The organism is Streptomyces longisporus (assembly GCF_039532765.1).
GTDB classification, from domain to species: domain Bacteria; phylum Actinomycetota; class Actinomycetes; order Streptomycetales; family Streptomycetaceae; genus Streptomyces; species Streptomyces longisporus.
This window is the reverse complement of sequence record NZ_BAAASG010000006.1, coordinates 347,066-362,687: the sequence shown is the minus strand read 5'-3', so window position 1 is coordinate 362,687 and position 15,622 is coordinate 347,066. Positions and strand designations below refer to the sequence as shown.

The 15,622-nt window shown below is 71.7% G+C and carries 13 protein-coding genes and 1 pseudogene; 8 read left to right on the top strand and 6 right to left on the bottom strand.

What is annotated here, in order from left to right:
* The first annotated feature begins 242 nt into the window (after positions 1-242).
* The 6 genes from ABD355_RS11550 to ABD355_RS11525 all read left to right on the top strand — a co-directional run bounded on the left by ABD355_RS11550 (position 243) and on the right by ABD355_RS11525 (position 8,709).
* Entirely contained in the window at positions 243-1,631 is a 1,389-nt protein-coding gene (locus ABD355_RS11550; protein ID WP_344400089.1) for a TniQ family protein, read from the top strand.
* A 236-nt stretch (positions 1,632-1,867) separates the two neighbouring features.
* Entirely contained in the window at positions 1,868-2,692 is an 825-nt protein-coding gene (locus tag ABD355_RS11545) for a TnsA-like heteromeric transposase endonuclease subunit (RefSeq protein WP_344400088.1), read from the top strand.
* On the top strand, positions 2,689-4,656 hold the full coding sequence (locus tag ABD355_RS11540) for a Mu transposase C-terminal domain-containing protein (RefSeq protein WP_344400087.1): 1,968 nt from the start codon (positions 2,689-2,691) through the stop codon (positions 4,654-4,656). The genes ABD355_RS11545 and ABD355_RS11540 overlap by 4 nt, the downstream gene beginning before the upstream one ends.
* Positions 4,650-6,749, top strand: a complete 2,100-nt coding sequence (locus tag ABD355_RS11535; protein WP_344400086.1) for a transposase — start codon at positions 4,650-4,652, stop codon at positions 6,747-6,749. The genes ABD355_RS11540 and ABD355_RS11535 overlap by 7 nt, the downstream gene beginning before the upstream one ends.
* Entirely contained in the window at positions 6,746-7,780 is a 1,035-nt protein-coding gene (locus ABD355_RS11530) for a TniB family NTP-binding protein (protein WP_344400085.1), read from the top strand. The genes ABD355_RS11535 and ABD355_RS11530 overlap by 4 nt, the downstream gene beginning before the upstream one ends.
* A 59-nt stretch (positions 7,781-7,839) precedes the next feature.
* The gene (locus tag ABD355_RS11525) at positions 7,840-8,709 is read left to right on the top strand and encodes a TniQ family protein (RefSeq protein ID WP_344400084.1); all 870 of its coding nucleotides are present in this window, start codon (positions 7,840-7,842) and stop codon (positions 8,707-8,709) included.
* 1,135 nt (positions 8,710-9,844) lie between these two features.
* Here the strand turns inward: ABD355_RS11525 and ABD355_RS11520 are convergent.
* Together ABD355_RS11520 and ABD355_RS11515 are read right to left on the bottom strand one after the other, a co-directional pair.
* Positions 9,845-11,040, bottom strand: a protein-coding gene (locus tag ABD355_RS11520; protein WP_344400083.1) for an IS3 family transposase whose coding sequence is annotated in 2 segments (ribosomal slippage) — positions 9,845-10,752 and positions 10,752-11,040 — 1,197 coding nt in all. Because the reading frame shifts where the segments join, the coding sequence is not laid out codon by codon here.
* A 238-nt stretch (positions 11,041-11,278) separates the two neighbouring features.
* Positions 11,279-11,479 carry a response regulator transcription factor gene (locus ABD355_RS11515; RefSeq protein WP_425585726.1) on the bottom strand — a complete coding sequence of 67 codons (201 nt, stop codon included), beginning with the start codon at positions 11,477-11,479 and terminating at the stop codon, positions 11,279-11,281.
* Between the two features lie 233 nt (positions 11,480-11,712).
* On the opposite strand from ABD355_RS11515, the gene ABD355_RS11510 reads away from it, so the two are divergent.
* Positions 11,713-12,057 (top strand): hypothetical protein, encoded by a 345-nt coding sequence (locus ABD355_RS11510; protein WP_344400115.1) that lies wholly within the window; start codon positions 11,713-11,715, stop codon positions 12,055-12,057.
* Positions 12,058-12,664: 607 nt separating this feature from the next.
* On the opposite strand, the gene ABD355_RS11505 is transcribed toward ABD355_RS11510, so the two are convergent.
* The 4 genes from ABD355_RS11505 to ABD355_RS11490 form a co-directional block, all read right to left on the bottom strand.
* Positions 12,665-13,423, bottom strand: a complete 759-nt coding sequence (locus tag ABD355_RS11505) for an amidohydrolase family protein (RefSeq protein WP_344400082.1) — start codon at positions 13,421-13,423, stop codon at positions 12,665-12,667.
* Positions 13,339-13,881, bottom strand: a complete 543-nt coding sequence (locus ABD355_RS11500) for an amidohydrolase family protein (protein ID WP_344400081.1) — start codon at positions 13,879-13,881, stop codon at positions 13,339-13,341. Before ABD355_RS11500 ends, ABD355_RS11505 begins: the two co-directional genes overlap by 85 nt.
* A gap of 539 nt (positions 13,882-14,420) precedes the next feature.
* Positions 14,421-14,717 (bottom strand): hypothetical protein, encoded by a 297-nt coding sequence (locus ABD355_RS11495; RefSeq protein ID WP_344400080.1) that lies wholly within the window; start codon positions 14,715-14,717, stop codon positions 14,421-14,423.
* Complete coding sequence (locus ABD355_RS11490; protein WP_344400079.1) at positions 14,714-14,896, bottom strand: toxin-antitoxin system HicB family antitoxin; 183 nt, start codon at positions 14,894-14,896, stop codon at positions 14,714-14,716. The genes ABD355_RS11495 and ABD355_RS11490 overlap by 4 nt, the downstream gene beginning before the upstream one ends.
* Before the next feature lie 337 nt (positions 14,897-15,233).
* Here ABD355_RS11490 and ABD355_RS11485 point away from each other — a divergent pair.
* A pseudogene (locus ABD355_RS11485) lies at positions 15,234-15,501 on the top strand (PadR family transcriptional regulator); the annotation flags it as partial.
* Positions 15,502-15,622: the final 121 nt, after the last annotated feature.

The following is a 15,622-nucleotide window of genomic DNA, read 5'->3' as shown; positions in this document are numbered from 1 at the left end:
CTCCAGTGGCGGCGAATCTGCGGTGGCTTGCCAGCTACCGCCACCACGGTATCGGGGTTCGAGACGTCCGCGCCGCTGTTCAAGCGGGTGGAGCCAGGTGGCCAATATTGAGGGGCCGCTGAACGACGTCCGAGTCGAGAGGGAGGCCTACGGCCCGGGGAAGTAATCAGACGACGGGCCGAGGACCGGACGGCTACTGCGAAAACGCCCGCCCGGTTCGGCGAACACGAGACTGTGGTGGAGTGGCCCATCATCCCGTCCTCCTGCGGACAGTTCCCCTGCCTGGGGAGACGACCTCGTCGCTGATCTGCCGTATCGCAAGCCGCTACGGGATGGAAGCGAAGGTGTTGCGGTCGTGCTGGCAGTGGCGCAACTACCCGCCGGGGCACGACGGCGGGGGTGCGCGGGCCGATGCCGAGGTGCTGCTGAACGCAGCCGGACGGCAGCTCCTGGCAAGCCTGTGCGGCGTCGAGGAAGACGTGCTGGCGCGGTCGTTGCCGTCCTGGGGACAGGAGGACGCCAAGCTGTCGGCCGGAAAGGGCGGGGTGCCGGCGGCGGCGTGGCGGACAGGGGGCGCGGTCGCCGGGCCGGTGGCGTTCGGCTGCCGCCTGTGCGCAGCCCGGCGTACGGGGACGGCCGTGCGGGTGGTGCGGTACGCGCCGCGATGGGAGCGGGTGTGCGCCCGGCACGGGCGGTGGCTCCTGGACGCGGACGCCGACCAGCCTCTTGAGCATCTGGACGTGCGGGGTGTGCCGGAAGTGGCCGCGGCGCAGCGGCGGTGGACGGGTGTGGCGCGGCGGGCGGCACGGGCCGGAGTGGATCCGGCGAGGGTGTTCGATCTGGCTTATGCGGTGGTGGCCCGGTGGTGGGAGCAGGCCCTGCACTGGGAGCGCGAGGCGGTCTGGCCGCGGCGGCTGCACCAGGTCGCGGGCGGCAACGCCGGGACGGAGCTGGAGCGGTGGCGGATCATGGGCCGGGACGCGGTCGTCTTCCCCGAGTTAGTGGCCGTCGCCGACGCACTGCTGGACCCGGCCATGGCCGAGCTGGCCTGGCGGGCAAGCGGGGGGATGCGGCCTCGGGTACGGGGCGGGGACGACCCGTTCTGCCACCGGCTGGGCGAGCGGGTGGGCCGGGACTGGCTGGGGCCACTGATCGCGGCCGACTACAGCGGCTCGCTGAGCGCCTGGAGGAGTGCGATCGTGCGCGCCCGCCGCGGCAGCGGGCCGCCGGGGTGGCGGGACGATCCGTGGCATCTGAAGCGGGAGCAGCAGCCGGCAACGATGGCCGGCCGGCTGCGTGTCATGGCGGCGGAGGCGCAGTCGGGCGGCTCGGGTACCCGGTGGCGTGCCACCGTTTCTGCCGAACACCGCTTCCACATCACGCGGTTGCTCGACGAGGCCCGTGAGGAGCTGATGGAGTTGCGCGGCGTGCAGAGCGGCACCACCGCCGAGGTGACCCGCACGCTGCTGGAGCACCTCAGCCAGAGTGCCGAGCTGATCGACCGGGCCGTGCTGCATACCGCCGCCGCGGCCGTCGCGGCCGGGGTGGCGCTGGAGGAAGTAGCCCAGTGGTCGCGCCTGCCCGCCGAGGAGCTGTCCCGGGTGCTCGCCGCAGGCCGTAGCGAAGACTGACGCATCCGGCGGCGGCCGGGCAACGGCCCTGGCACACGGTCCGCTCTGGGTGCGGCGGGTGGTGCCGAAGGAGGGCGGCCAGGCAACCGGAAAGTGCAGAAGTTCGCACTGACACCAGTGCGTCCGGGTGGCATTCTGACCCCGCGCGCACCCCAACGGGCTTACTGCGCAACATAGTTGGGGTTACCGGCCGGTTCGCCTGCGCCGCAGGACAGGCATGACGTTATGTGGAGTTCGTGATCACCGACAGCAGCCAGGACGGCTTACCCGCCATCGCGGGCAATACCTGCCGGGTTCCGGAGCCGGGCACGGTGGAGGCGGAGTTCGCCGGGGCGGACGGCACGCTGGTGCAGCGCCGCTGGGTGGAGGCCGCCGTCGCGGTCAGGTTCGAGCAACTGGCGCCGGTGGCGGCGTTCCCGGTGGTGCCGGGGCGGCGGTGGGGGCCGGGCTGGTGGTGGTCGGCCACCACCGGGCGGCATGTGATGCACGGATCGCAGGCGATGTGCATGCAGCTGATGATCCTGGACCGTGATCCACAAGTGGTGTCGCTGTCGGCGCGGCCGGTGCGGCTGATCTGGCGGGATCCGGACAGCCGGCGGACGCTGACGTGGGTGCCGCAGCTGTTCGCCCGCTACGCCGACGGCCGCGCGCTGCTCGCCGACTGCCCCGCCACGACGGCTCCCGCCGCCGGCCGGGCCGAGCGCGCCGCCGCGGTGCTTGAAGCGGCGTGTAAGGCGGTGGGGTTCACCTACCGGCGTCTGGCGCCGCCCGAGACAGTGGCGGCGGCGAACGTGCGGTGGCTGGCCGGCTACCGACATCCCCGCCATCGTGACGCAGGCGGCCTCGAGCAGGCGGTACTCAAGGCGTTCGCCGCCGAACGGCCGCTGATGGCCGGGGCCGCAGCGGCGGGCGAGGTCCTCACCGCTCTGCCGGTGCTCTACCACGCGCTGTGGAGCGGTCGGCTGGCCGCGGACCTGACACGGCCGCTGGGCGAGCACACCCTCGTGACGCCCGGCCCGGCCACAGGCGGCGGGAAACGGCAGGAGCAGCAGGAGAGTTGAGCAAGCACGTGGTGACCGCCCCTGGTGGGCGGTGTGTTGAGGTGGGCGCTCAGGTCACATTCGAGGGCCGCACCTGGCAGGTGACCGGCCTGGTAGACGGGCGGGTGCACCTCGTCGCCGAGGACGGGGCCACCGGGTGTGTGCTGGCCACCCATCTGGTGTCCGCGCCCGACTTCTCGGTGACCGGTCCCGCGGCCACGGAGCCACCGGCACCGGCGCTGTGGGAGACGGTGCCGCTGGCCGCGCAGGAGCGGGCCCTGGCCTGGCAGCGGCACATCCGCGAGGTCGAGACCGGGCTGCCCGGCGGCCCGGCAAGTGGCGGGACGCCCCGGCCCGAATACGACCCGCAGCGCTTCACCCTCGCCGAGCGGGAAGAGGCCAAGGCACGTGAACTGGCCGCGCTGGGCTGGACCAGGGCCAGCCGGACCACGGTGCAGCGGATGCGGCTGGTCTACCAGCGGCAGGGGCTGTGGGGGCTGGTCGACAAGCGCCACCTGCGCACCTTCTCGCCCACCGGGCGTACCGACGAGCGGGTGGTGGCCGCCGTGCTGGAGGCCTTGCGCCAGCGCCGCGGCCGGTCGAAGACCACCACCTTGCAGGTCATCGAGCTGGCCGAGCAGATCCTGGCGGACACCTACGGGCCGGCCCGGGTGAAGCTGCCCGGCCGCTCGTCGCTGTACCGGCTGGTGAAGGCGCTGGCGGATCCGGCCGAGCCGCCGGGCAGTGCAGCGCGCACCGCCACCGGCCCGGCCCGCTCGGGCGGCCCGCCGCCTGCGCTGCGGCCCGCCGAGCGGGTCCACATCGCCACCGCCCGCCTGGGTCTGCGGGCGGTGGGCGAGGACGGGGGTGTGGTACCGGTGGCGGTGACGGCGGCACTGGACGCGGCGAGCGGCTGCGTGCTGGCCGCCGTGCTGCACCCGCAGCAGGACGGGCCGGTTCAGTTGTCGGTGCTGCTGGCCGAGATGGTCGTGCCCAGGCCGCAGCGCCCGGGCTGGCCGGCCCTGCTGGAACAGGCCCACGCGGGCGGGCCTGCCCGGCGACTGGTGTCACTGCCCGCACGGATCGCAGCCACGGCGGCGCGTCCGTCGGCCGTGCCCGAGACGCTCGTCGTCGACCAGTCCACAGCCGCCGTCACCTCCGCTGTCCTGGCCGTGTGCGAGAGCCTCGGCATCAGCCTGGAGCCGGCCCCGCTGCGCACGGCGGGCGCAAAGCGCGGCGCCGTGCGCACGCTGGAGGTCCTCGCAGGCCTGTTCGCGCGGCACGCCACCACGGCGGAAGAAGCATACGGAGCGGGAGAGGCGGCCGGGGCGTACTGGAGCATGCCACAGCTGCAGGACCTGCTGGACGAATGGATCACCGTCAGGTGGCACCAGCGCCCTCAGGAACAGCTGCGCCATCCGCTGCTGCCCCGGGCGGGGCTCGCCCCCAAGGAGATGTGGGAGGTACTGCTGGGCGCGGCCGGAATGGTGCCGCTGCCGCTGGCCGGGCAGCACTACGGCGAACTGCTGCCTGCGCGCCGGTGCGCCCTCACCGATTCCGGGATCCGGCTGGGCGGGCGCCGCTACGACGATGCGTGTCTGGACGAACACCGCGGCCGCGGCCAGCGGTGGGAGGTCCACCACCATCCCCACGACCCGAAGCAGGTCTTCGTCCGGCTGCCCGACGGCCTGCTCCACGCGATCGGGTGGGCACAGGGCGAGCACACCCTGCGCCCGTTCGACGAGCTGGTCCGGCGCCGCACCGGCGACGTCCTCGCGCGCCGCGGCACGGGCGCACAGCCGGGCAGCGAGACGAGGGACGGTTCCGGTGAGACAGGGCGCACCGCAGACGTCGCGGCCGTGGAGGGGATCGCCGGTGCCATGATGGTGCACAGCGCTGATGGCGGCGATGCCGGTGGGCACATTGCCCGGGATACCGGCGGGTCCGGGGTGTACGACCCGCAGGCGGAGGCCGAGCTGTGGTGAGCGCACACGGCGGCCGCCCGGTGGCCGGCGCCCGGCACCGGCAGGTGAAGCTGGGGGCGTACGTGACGTTCGAGGGCCGCGCCTGGCAGGTGGCCGCCGTGGCCGGGGCGTCGGTACGCCTCGTCGACGAGCACGGGCAGACCGCCTCCGTGCTCGCCTCCTTCCTGTTCGCCGACCCCGCCTTCGCCGTGGTGGACTCCCCCGCCGCGGCCGTGCCGCCATGGGGGCTGCTGGAGTCGGTGCCCGAACGGGAGCGCGAGCGGGCCCTGGCCTGGCAGCGGCACATCCGCGAGGTCGAGACCGGGCTGCCCGGCGGGGCGGCAAGCGGCGGGACGCCCCGGCCCGAATACGACCCGGCACGGCGGTCGATGGCCGAGCGGGAGCAGGCCAAGGCCGACGAACTCGCCCGGCTGGGCTGGCCGCAGGTCAGCCGGGCCACTGTGCGCCGCATGCGCGCCCGCTACCACGCGAGCGGCCTGCTCGGGCTGATCCCCCGCCGCAAGCCGTCGCGTGCGACAGGGCGGGCCGATGAGCGGGTGGTGGCCGCCGTACTGGAGGCGCTGCGCCGCCAGCGCGGCCGCTCCACCGGCACGCTGAAAGGGCTGCGGGAGCTGACCGGGCAGATCCTGGCCGACATCCACGGGCCGGGCGCGGTTCCGTTGCCTGCGCCGTCGACGTTCAGCCGGCTGGTGCGCGTGCTCGCCGATCCTCTGGAGCATCCCGGACGGCCGGCCCGCACCGCCACCACCACGCCGGTACGGCCCTACACGCCGACGGTGGCGCTGCGGCCGGGCGAGCTGGTGCAGGTCGACACCACCCGGCTGGATGTGATGGCCGTCGGCGAGGACGGGAAGCCGGTGCGCCCGGAGCTGACGATCGCTCTCGATGTGGCAACCCGCTCGGTGGTGGCGGCCGTGCTGCGTGAGGAGGGCACCAAGGCCGTGGACGCCGCCCTGCTGCTGGCGGAGATGGCCGTGCCCCATCCCGCACGGCCCGGCTGGCCCGGTCATCTGCGCCTGGCCCACGCCGCCGTCCCCTACGACCGGCTGCTCGCCCTGGACGCGCGGCTGGAGCAGGCGGCGGCGCGGCCGGTGGTGGTGCCCGAGACGATCGTCATCGACCGCGGGGCCATCTTCGTCTCCGCCGCTTTCCTCGCCGCCTGCGAAACCCTGGGGGTGAGCGTGCAGCCGACGCCACCCCGCTCGCCGGCCGCCAAAGGCGCCGTCGAGCGGACCTTCGGCAGTATCAACACGCTCGTCGCCCAGCACATCGCCGGCTACACCGGCTCCCACATCCTTGAGCGTGGCGAGGCGGTGGAGGACGAAGCGCGGTTCACCGTGGCCCAGTTGCAGGAGCTGCTGGATGAGTGGGTCACCGCCCGCTGGCAGCACCGCCCCCACGAAGGACTGCGCCATCCGGTCCTGCCGAAGAAGGCCCTCACCCCGAACGAGATGTGGGGCGCGCTGCTGGGCGCGTCCGGGTACGTGCCGCTGCCGCTGGCCGGCGCCGACTACCTGGAACTGCTCCCCGTGCGCTTCCACCCCATAACCGGCCGCGGCATCCGCATCAACCACCGCACCTACGACCACGCCTGCCTCAATGAACACCGCGGCCGCCCCTCCCCCATCGGCCAACCCGGCGGCAAATGGGAGGTCCACCTCAACCCACACGACGTGCGGCAGATCTACATCCGCCTGCCCGACGGGCACCTGCACGAGGTCCCGTGGATCCACCGCGACCACGTCCACGCCCCGATGGGCGAAACCGCCTGGCGTCACATCCGCGCCGCCCTGGGCCGGCGCGGCGACCGCGAGGCACACGAGGCAGCCCTCGCCGACGCCGCCGATCAGGTTCTGCGCCGCAGCCGCCCCCTGACCGGGAACGCGCAAGCGGCTGCCACCCCGTCCCAGACGGCGGACTCCCCGCCGGGCACACCGCCGGCTCAGCATCCCGCCCGGGACCCCGAGGACAGTCTCGACGCCGTCGAAGCCAGCGCCCATGACGATGACGACAGCCAAGCCGGTGGGGAACAGTCCCCGCTGCAGGCCGGATTCGCGCTGTACGACGCCTTCGAGGAGGCCGAACACTGGTGACAAGCCCCGACACCGCGCCCCCTGCCGAGAAGACATCCGCAGGGGCAGTCACCACCTTCGACGCCTTCGCCCGGTTCGCCGCCACCGCACCGCCCACACCGCCGCAGCCGGGCCAGGCACCCCGCTCGCCGGAGGAACGCCTGGCCTACCACTCGCAGTTCGTCACCGTGCGCACCCCGGCCATCGAAACCCTCTCGCGCAGTGTGCGCACCCTGATGATCCTCGGCCGCCACCAGAGCGTCACGGCACGCCCGTCCCTGATCGTCACCGGGCCGGCCACGACCGGCAAGACGACCGCGTTGCTCGAAGTGGGCCGCACCTGCCACCTGGCCCACACCCGCCGCGCCGCGCCCGGCGACGACAGCGTGCCCGTCGCCTACGTGCTGGTGCCGCCCGGCGCCACCGCCAAGACACTGGCCGGGGAGTTCGCCCGCTACCTCGGCATCCCCGTCGCCACGCGCATGACCACCACGCAAATCACGACCGCTGTCTGCCACACCTACACCGCGGCCGGGGTCAAGCTCGTGCTGATCGACGAGATCCACCGGCTCAACCCGCGCACCTCCAGCGGCTCCGAGGCCGCCGACTGGCTCAAGGACCTCACCGAACGCATCGGCGCCACGTTCGTCTACGCGGGCATCGACGTCACCGACAGCGCCGTATTCACCGGAGTGCGCGGGGCGCAGCTGGCCGGGCGCGCCTCCCTGATCGACTGCGGGGCACTGCCCGCCCGAGCCGGCGAGCGGGAGCCATTCAGGGAGCTGATCGCTTCCCTCGAGCAGGCCCTCGACCTACACGCCCACCACGCGGGCAGCCTGCCGAAGCTGGCCCCCTACCTGCACGAACGGACCGCCGGACGGATCGGCAGCCTGGCCCGCCTGATCCGCCAAGCCGCCATCGAAGCCATCCTCGACAGCAGCGAACGCATCACCAAGACACTTCTTGACGGCATCGCGCTCGACCACCTCGCCGAAGAGCACTACCGGCCCCGCAACCCCGCCCGCCGCCATACCCGCACCAGCGGCCGGTGACCTCCCCGGCCGCAACCATGCCATCGCCCCCGGTGCGGGCCGCCACCACGTGGCCATCCGTGCCCGGCCCGCTACGCGTACGGCCGCTGTCCGGCGAGGCCACCGCCTCCTACCTCACGCGCCTCGCCGCCACCTACCGCCTCAGCCCCGCCCAGCTCCTCGACGGTCTCTGCATCACCGTCACCGGCACCGAGCACGCCCCGCCCGCCGCCGAGATCCGCCTCAGCGCCGAAGCCGCCCGCCGCCTGTCCGGCTTCACACGCATCCCCCTCACGCACCTCACCCGCGCCCTGCCCCACCTGCGCGAGCCCGCACCCTCGTTGGCCCACACCGGTGCGCACGGCACTGCCACCGCCCGCTGGCACACCCTCGAGACCGCCCTGCAGCCATTGCCGGCGTGCACCGCCTGCGCCATCCGCCGCAGCCCGCACGCAGCAGCCCCCGCGTGGATCCATCCGCCGCCAGGCCTGCCCCGGATCATGATCTGCACCCGCCACCAGCAGGCCTCAAGCGACCCCCGGCACCCCGCGCCCCTCGACATCCAAGCTGTCCCCGAACTCACCCAAGCCCACCTTCGCGCGCAGCGCCCGGCGACACCGGTCTCCCTTAGCTGGGCATCGACGATCACGACACGCTGGTACGACCACCATCAGCACGTACACGAACGCTGGCACACACGCCTGTACCGGCTCCTCGCCACCAACCCCCACATATCGCCAGGCCCGGCCTCTCCCGCCCTGACCTGCCGCGAACTGATCACCTATCCCGAAACCCTCACCCTCACCGCAGCCCTCGACCGCCTGCCCCCGCACCCCCTGACACGCACACAGCAGACCGCCTTCCTCCACCAACTCGCCGGCCGCCTCCAACTCCCCCACCTCGCACCCGCCGACCACGACCTGCTCTGGAAACGCCTCACCACCCGCTGAACCAACCCACACCACCGCCCAGCCCGCACAAGACCGGCCGACAACACCGACACCTATAGGCGCACCAACTACCCTGCGCAAAAACCCCCACCACACCCAGCATCACTGCGCAGCACAAACAGCCAGCTCAGCCCACACGACACCTGTCGCCGACCCACCAGCCCCACACCGCCTGCCCCGACAGGGCAAACACACCGCTCAGCACGGCTGAACAACAGCAGGCCACAATCAAGATCATTAAGCAACATCACCAGCTACGCCACACCGCTCGCCGAAACGACCCCGCCAGGCCTCGCGGCAGCAGGCATCGAGGCACCCCACCTGTTCCCGGCCGAGCAGCCCGCATCGCCACCCGCACGTGAAACGGCTGCTGATCCGCTCAAGCACCCTGTCGCCAGACGGCACCCGGATACGAAAGCGCTGCAGACTGCGCCCTCGGCCGTATCGGCACCGGCATCCGACACACGAAGCAGCCCCCAAGCCAACGCCGCCCTCCACCACCCCGACAACGCCTTGGACCACGACGCCGACCACCCACCACCGGCCCCCTCACCACCGTCGACCGCTACTACCTCGCCTGGGCGGACCTGCACAAACACCGCGATGCCGCACACACCCCCACCCCAACAGCCCAACAACTGTCCACCTACCTCGCCACCCACGGTATGCACGGTCGCGACGGCCAACCCCTCAGCCCCGCCACACTGCGCCGCTACCTCCTGCCCTTCCGCCTCTACAGCATCTGGACCCAACACCGGCAACACGCACCCAACCCACCACTCGAGACCATCGCCCAGCAATGCGCAACCCACGGCATAACGGCCCAATACAACAAACCCATCACCGCCGCCCACCTCACCCAACACACCACCGACTTCGAACGGCGCTGGCACACCCTCAACCACCACCGCCAGCAATGACCACACCCCGCCAGACCGACAGTGAGGAGCCATTGCCCCATCGATCACGAGGACGGTTCTGATCGAACGGGATCCCTGGCCGGGGATCACGGCCAGGCGCGCGCAGGAAAGCAGGACCTCCGGTGCAGCACGAGGGTTGCGATGCCAACTGCAGGGCGCCGGGGTGGAGGACGTCCGGGGGCCTTCCCCCGTGAAGGTGGGCACGCGGTTATTGATCACGCGGCGAGCGTGAGTTTAGCGGTGTGGTGGCGGCGTTCGTATGCGTTGGGGCTGAGGTGGCCGTTGGCGGAGTGCCGACGGCGGGTGTTGTAGCGGGTCAGCCAGGCGAAGACGGTCCTGCGACAGGTGCCGGCGTCGCCGTAGTCGTGGGCGCCCTGAAGGGTCTCGCGCTTCAGGGACGCGTGGAAGCTTTCGCAGGCCGCGTTGTCCGCGCTGGTGCCGACCGCGCCCATCGACCGGGTGACCCCGAGCTGGTCGCAGAGGCCGGCGAAGGCCCGGGACCCGTATTGCGCTCCATGGTCGGAGTGGAACACGGCGCCGTCCAGGTCGCCGCGGGTCGAGGCAGCCATCCGCAGTGCGTCGACGACCAGACTGGTGCGCATATGGTCGGCGATGGACCAGCCGACGACCTTGCGGCTGAAGCAGTCCAGCACGGTCGCGAGGTAGAGGAACTCCCCGCCGGCGAGCGGGAGATACGTGATGTCGCCCATGTACTTCCGTCCCGGCTCGGTGGCGGTGAAGTCCCGCTGGAACAGGTCCGGAGCCGGTGAGGTGGCCGGGTCCGGGACGGTGGTGCGCACGCGTCTGCGCAGGCGGATGCCGGTGATGGAGAACGTCCGCATGATCCGGGCGACCCGCTTTTCGTTGACCCGCCGCCCTTTCTCGCGGAGCTCGGCCGTAATGCGCGGGGAGCCGTAGGCGCCGCCGGACTCGCCATGGACGGCACGGATCTCCTCGGCCAGGACCCGGTCCTTGTGCTGCCGTGCGGCCCGGGCCCCGGCGCCGGAGAGCCACTTGTAGTAGCTGGACCGGTTCACGTCCAGGACCTGGCAGAGCCGCTTCACCCCGTAGGTGTCCCGGTGGTCGTCGACGAACTGGAAGCGGCTGATCACCAGTTCGTCTCTCCGGCGAAATACTTGGCTGCCTTGCGGAGGATGTCCCGCTCGGTGGCGAGTTTGCGCTCACTCGCCTCGAGTTCTGCCACCCGGGCCTCCAACTGCCGGACCCGCTCGTCCGGATCAGCGGACGAGGCGGCCTCCCGAGGTCGGGCGGCCGGCTTCGCGGTCGCGGTGGTGACGCCGCGGCGTTCGCGGTCCCGCAGCACCCACTCCCGCAGGGTCGCCCGGTTGATGCCCAAGTCGGCGGCGATGCTCTTGTACGTCCCCCCGGGCGTGGACTCGTACAGGGCCACGGCATCGGCCTTGAACTCGTCCGAGTAGTCGCCATCGACGGTCTTCTCGCTTCCTCCGGATCAAGCAGATCCAGTATCAGCGTGTCCACCACCCAGGGGGAGGCCCCCGGCCCGCCGGGACGGGCGTCAAGCCGGTTGACCCATCCGCGGGTCGCCGGCCCGTGTCGCACCCCGTGCGGATCACATCAGCAGACGCCCTGAACCTCCTGCCCAGCAACTCGGTCCTGCTCACCCTGCATCAACGACGTACGGGCCCGGCCAATCCGCTTTCGTAGGCGGCGATAACGAGTTGGACCCGGTCCCTGGCCCCCAGCTTCGTCAGCAGACGGCTGACGTGCGTCTTGACCGTGCCAACGGTCAGATACAACTCGGCTGCGATTTCGTTGTTGGACCGGCCACATGCGATCAGACCCAGCACGTCCCGCTCGCGGCCGGTCACCCCGCCCAGGGCATGGATGACCGGGCCTGTATAGCCCCCGGCGCGTAGGCGACCGTCGCCCAGGCACGGCCGGTGCGGGCACGCTTGACGACACTGGTCAGTGCTTCCTGCACGATGCGGTAGGCAGCGCAGTCCAGACCTCGGGGCAGCGCCTGCGGGCGACCGAGGAGAGCCTGGAAGCCGCCAAGGCGTACTACGACGACCACTGGGCCCTCTGTGCTCCGAGGTCCGCCGTGGCCCTCGACAGGCCGGTAGGACAGCGGCTGAGCAACCTCCGCCGCCCAGGTCCGCTGGACGACCACCCAAAGTGGAAGGCCGCGCTGGAGACGGTCGACGAGCACTGGAACCCGGAGCGGCCGGCCGACTGGCAGCGGCACTACGCCGCCCTGCGAGAACTGGTGCGCGACAAGGGCCGGGCCGACGTCCTGCCCGGCGTAACCGTGCACGGAATGGACGTCGGAGGTTCCTTGAGAAGCAGCGCCAACGTGCAGTCTGGGACAGGCGGATGGACGGACAGCGCGAACTCCTGGAGGACATCGGCGTCATCCCGTCGGCCCCGGAACCGCAAGCACCCGTGAAGGCGCCCACGACGGCCGTGAGCGCCTTCGAGCGGGGTGTTGCAGCCCTGGCGCAGTACCAAGGCCCGCACGCGTTCCGTGACGGTCCCCAGGGGCCACATAGAGCAGCTGCCGGACGGCACCGAGGCCCGGCTCGGCGTGGCTGACCAACACCAAGACCAGACGAGCCAAGCTCACCACCGACAAACCCGCCGCGCTCGCCAGCCTCAGACTCGCACGAGCCGCAGCCTGACGGAACAACGACGACGCCCGCCCCGGGGAAGCTGCCCGGGGCGAGCGCCGTGTGCTGTTGTGGCGTTTCAGTTGCTTAGTTGAGCAGAGTCCGTCGCGTCCCTCAGCGGGCGTAGTCGAGCAGCTAGCGCCGCCTCCAGCTCGGGCCTCTGCTGAGAGGGCGGCTTAACTCCATAATCCATCCCTTAACGCCCCCTCAAGGCCCACTGGACAACCCCATCCGAGCCATAACTTCACGGACTTGCCTCTAGCTCCGGGCGCGCCGCCACGTCCCCAGCGTCAAGCTCGCGGAGGACGATGACTACCACAGTCGGGATGCGACCCCGATGGCGACTTCGAGCCCGGGTAGGACCACCGACAGCCCTGGTGCGAACAGCTAGCCGGGGCCATGCGCCCAGGCTCCCGAGACCAGCACCGCGAGCGGGTCGGCAAGCGCGGTCATGTCCGTCAATGGGTCACCGCGCACCACGAGCAGATCGGCGTCGAGACCACGGCGGAGCCGGCCCTTGCGGTCGGCGATGCCGCACGCGTCCGCCGCGAGCGACATCGCGGTGGCGAGCGCCGCGTCCGCCGGAACCCCTCCTGCGGCGAGACCGGCGACGGCAGCGGGGACGATGCCGTGCGGCTTGCCGGCGTTGATGCCGCTGTCGGCACCGGACACCAGGCGCACGCCCGCACGATGCATCCGAGCGGCGGCCCGCTGCCGCTCCTCCATGCTGAGGCCGAAGCGGTCCATCACCGTCTGCACCTGCGGCGGTGGAACGGCCTGCGCGGTCTTGCCGAGTGTCGGACAGACCGTCGTGCCCTGCCGGGCCAGGCGCTCCAGCAGCGCGTCAGTGATCCGGACGCCGTCAGCGGTCAGGCACGTGCAGTGCTCGATGCCGTCGGCCCCCGCGTCCAGGGCCTGCTCCACCGCGGCGAGGGCATGCGCGTGCACGGTCACCGGCAGGCCGGCGGCGTGCGCGGCATCGACGACGAGTCGCAGCTCGTCCAGGGTGAACTGGCAGCGCGCCACATCGGTACCGGGCGTGTTCACCCCGCCGCTGCCCATCACCTTGATGACGTCGACGCCCCGCTCGACGCGCTCGCGCACCGCCGCGCGCAGTTGCTGCGGGCCCTCGACAGCGCCGCCCATGAAGGCGCAATGGCCGCCGGCGTGGTGATCACAGGACCGGCGGCAACAATCGCGGGAGACAGCGGGCCCGCTGTGCCGGGCGCGCGGGCCAGGTCGCGGCGGCGGACGACGGACCAGTCCCGGTCGCCCAGGTCGCGTACTGTGGTGACGCCGGCCGCGAGCTGGCGCCGCAGGGAGTCGTCGATGACCTCCTCCAGCCGCGCCTCGTTGTCCGTGGCCATCCGCTCCAGTCCGCCATCGTGGCTGTCGGCGCCCAGGTGGCAGTGCATGTCGATGAGGCCCGGCAGCAGTGTTGCGTGGGGGAAGTCCACCGGCTGCCAGCCCTCCGGGATGGGCGCATCGGCGGCTTCCACGCCGGCGATTTGCCCATCCTGTACGAACACAGCCGCACCGCCGGGCAGCACCCGCTCGCCGTCGAAGGCGCGCGCGGCCCGGATCACTTTGCCTGTCACCTGCATGGGACCTCCTGCGGGTGCTTGTGGCGCTGAGCGTATCCACGCAGCAGAGAAACCGCGCCGTGTATGACGCAGGCCAGCCGGCCTGCCTGCTGGGGGAACTGCTGCGCTGCTGGGCGCGTGGTTGGGCCCGCCGGTCCGGCAGCCCCCGAAGGCCCTGTTCGCTCGGGGTGATCAGGACCTTCGTCTGCCTGGGGGGAAGCTGACGCGGCCCCCGATGCCAGAGCGCAGAATCGAGGGCCTCGGACTGCACCGGCCCGACGTGGGGGGTCCAGGCCAGTACACGCGTCACTGATCTCAACGCCCCTGGCCGCGCAAGGACACGCCTCCAGAGGCGTCCGTGCCCGCCTCCCGTTCGTGGACCTGGCGGACGTTAGCGGCCGGCATGGCGACGTTCACGGCGTGGTAGACAACCTGGCCCGGGCCGGCGGTCAGCACTCCAAGGTGGGCGGCCTGTAGCCAGCACCCCGAAGATCGGGGCGCGGACGCGCACGGCAGCGCGTCGGCCCCCACGACGGCGGGCGCTGTGTTTGGTTGTGGGCCTAGAGGTCTTGGACGGCGCGCAGGGCCTGGTCCACCCGGGCCATGGCCGCAGGGGCAACGGGACCGAGGAGCTTCGCGCCCCCGAACCGGTTGACCCGCAACTGGGTGAGGTTGACGGCGACCGCGGTGCACGGGATCGGGTCGCCGATCACCACCGACATGGCGGTGTCCGGGTACTTGCCGCTGTCGTGCAGCACGATCACGAGCACCGCGCCGTACGTCTCTTCCAGGCCGCTCAGGCTGATGATCAGGACGTTGTGGCCGTCGGCCAGAGTCCAGATTTCACCACGGTTCACAGGGTGTCGCCCTCGCCCGCCAGGTCTTCGCCGAGGCCGAGCGCGGCGAGCTGCCGGCCAGCGTCGAGTGTGGCGGCGCGGCGGGCGGCGCGCACCACGTAAGCGTTGACCGAGAGGCCGGCCTCCGAGGCGGCTGCCTTGATCGACGGGGCGAGTTCCTCGGGGATGCGCAGGGTCATGGTGGTGACCGGTAGTCGCTGGGGAGAAGCAGGGTCAGTACCGGCTCCGACCCATCCCCGGGGTGCATCTGTGCGTGCAGCTCGTCGGCGGGGCCGGAGGGCTGTCCGGACACCATGGGCAGGCCTGGGGTGCGCATGGGTTGGCCGCCCGACCCTCTGCCGGTGCCTCCACGGCGGGAACTCGCGGGCGAGTGCGGCACGCCGGCCCTGCTGCTGACCTCTGTAGGCAGCCGCTGACGGCGAGGGGGGGAGGTGGCGACCGCACCCAGACGTGCCCTTGTGAGCTCAACACTCGATGTATACATGCGATGTATACACCTCGTGTAGAGTGCGGCACATGCCCATCAGTTCCACACTCCTCGGGCTCCTGGAGTCCGGACCCCATCACGGTTACGACCTCAAGCGGGTCCTTGGCCAAGAGTTCGGTCACGACCGGCCACTGCGCCACGGCCAGGCCTGTACCACCATGTCGTGGCTGGCATTAGGGAAAGCCGAGATCGCCGGCATGGAGCGGTGGCTCGCGACACCGGAGAAGTCCGGCCGTACCTGCAGCCGACGCTCTGTATGCGCTGTGGATTCACCGCAACGTCGACGACATCCTCGAACATGTCCCGTCGGCCGCTACTTCCACAGCCGGAGGCGCCCGAGGGGGGAAGCGCCCGTCGTCGGTGACGGAAGCGTGTGAACGATGGTGGCGAGCAGAGCGCCACCCGCAACCAGGGAGTG

Coding starts and splice junctions, on each gene's coding strand:
- ABD355_RS11500 (WP_344400081.1), bottom strand. CDS start 13,881: ATGCAGGTGACAGGCAAAGTGATCCGGGCCGCGCGCGCCTTCGACGGC.
- ABD355_RS11490 (WP_344400079.1), bottom strand. CDS start 14,896: ATGACCCTGCGCATCCCCGAGGAACTCGCCCCGTCGATCAAGGCAGCC.
- ABD355_RS11505 (WP_344400082.1), bottom strand. CDS start 13,423: ATGGGCGGCGCTGTCGAGGGCCCGCAGCAACTGCGCGCGGCGGTGCGC.